The organism is Pseudonocardia pini (assembly GCF_013870575.1).
Lineage (GTDB): Bacteria > Actinomycetota > Actinomycetes > Mycobacteriales > Pseudonocardiaceae > Pseudonocardia > Pseudonocardia pini.
In genome coordinates this window covers 1-1,500 of record NZ_JACBXB010001048.1, presented here as the reverse complement: position 1 = coordinate 1,500, position 1,500 = coordinate 1, and the positions used below count along the sequence as shown (strand labels likewise).

General features: G+C 72.2%; 1 protein-coding gene. It reads left to right on the top strand.

Features of this window, described 5'->3' with window-relative positions:
* Positions 1-135: 135 nt before the first annotated feature.
* Positions 136-1,401, top strand: a complete 1,266-nt coding sequence (locus H5J29_RS32345) for a YeeE/YedE family protein (RefSeq protein ID WP_181784706.1) — start codon at positions 136-138, stop codon at positions 1,399-1,401.
* Positions 1,402-1,500: the final 99 nt, after the last annotated feature.

The following is a 1,500-nucleotide window of genomic DNA, read 5'->3' as shown; positions in this document are numbered from 1 at the left end:
TGTTCGGGGCCGCGCCCGTCGACGTCCCGATGACCAGCACCGGCGAGCACCACGCCGGCGCCCCCAACCCGGCCTCGTGGTTCCCCGGCGGGACGGTCGTTCCCGTCTCCGCGCCCCTGCCCTAGGAGAAGACAGATGTCCGTGCTCACCGCCCCCTTGAAGGGGGTCCTCGACACCGAACGCGCGGCGTTCGGCCCGCTGGACCGCAAGGCCCCACCGACCCAGCCGGCCCCGACAGCCGTCGCGGTGCTGCTCGCCGCGCTGTTCCTGTGGGGCGTCTCCCGCGTCGCCCCCGCGACCATGGTCGTGACCGGGGTGCTCGGCCTGCTCCTCGGCTTCACCCTGTTCCACTCCCGCTTCGGGTTCACCTCCGGCTGGCGCCAGCTCGTCGCCGTCGGGCAGGGCGCGGCGATCCGGGCGCACATGGTGATGCTCGGCGTGGCGACGGTCCTGTTCGCGATCGTCTTCGCGACGGGCCTCGGGCTCTCCGGCGACCCGCGGGGCTACGTCAACCCGATCGGCATCGGGCTGATCGTGGGCGCGTTCCTGTTCGGCGTCGGGATGCAGATCGGCGGCTCGTGCGCCTCCGGCACCCTGTTCGCCGTCGGCAGTGGACAGTCCGCGATCGTGTTGACGCTCTTCGGCTTCATCGTCGGCTCCATCCTCGCGGCGCTGAGCTTCCCGTTCTGGACGGACGTCGTGCCGCAGGGGGTGCCGGTCGACCTGCGGGACGTCTTCGGCGGGATCCCCGGCGCGCTCGCGGTGTCGCTCGTGGTCATGGTCGGGATCGCCGCGGTGACCTACGTGGTGGCGAAGCGGCGCACGCCCCCGCCCGTCGAGCGCCCGCCGTCGGCCCGGGGGATCGCCCGGGTGCTGCGCGGCTCGTGGCCGATGTGGGTCGGCGCGATCGTCCTCGCCGTGCTCAACGCGGCGGTGCTGGTCGTGTCCGGCCAGCCCTGGGGCGTGACGAGTGCCTTCGGCCTCTGGGGCGCGAAGGTCCTGCAGTGGTTCGGGGCGGAGCCGCAGAACTGGGCCTTCTGGCAGGTGCCGGCGAACGCGAAGTCGCTGGCGGGGCCGGTGCTCGCCGACCGGATCTCGGTGCTGGACATCGGGATCATGATCGGGGCGCTCTTCGCCTCCGGCGTCGGCGGCGCCTTCCTGCTGCACAAGCGGATCCCCTGGAAGATCGCGGTCGGAGCCGTGGTCGGCGGGATCCTCATGGGGTACGGCGCGCGGCTCGCGGGCGGCTGCAACATCGGCGCCTACTTCTCCGGGATCGCCTCGTTCAGCCTGCACGGCTGGATCTGGGGTGCGGTCGCGCTGGCGGGGACGTGGGTCGGGCTGCGGCTGCGGCCACTGTTCGGACACACCAACCCCAAGCCGGTCGACTCGCTGTGCTGATGAGTACACAACCGAAGGGACACATGATGATCCGTGCCACTGCGATCTTGACAGCGGCGCCGATCACCCCACCGCCGCCGATCACCCCACCGCCGCCGA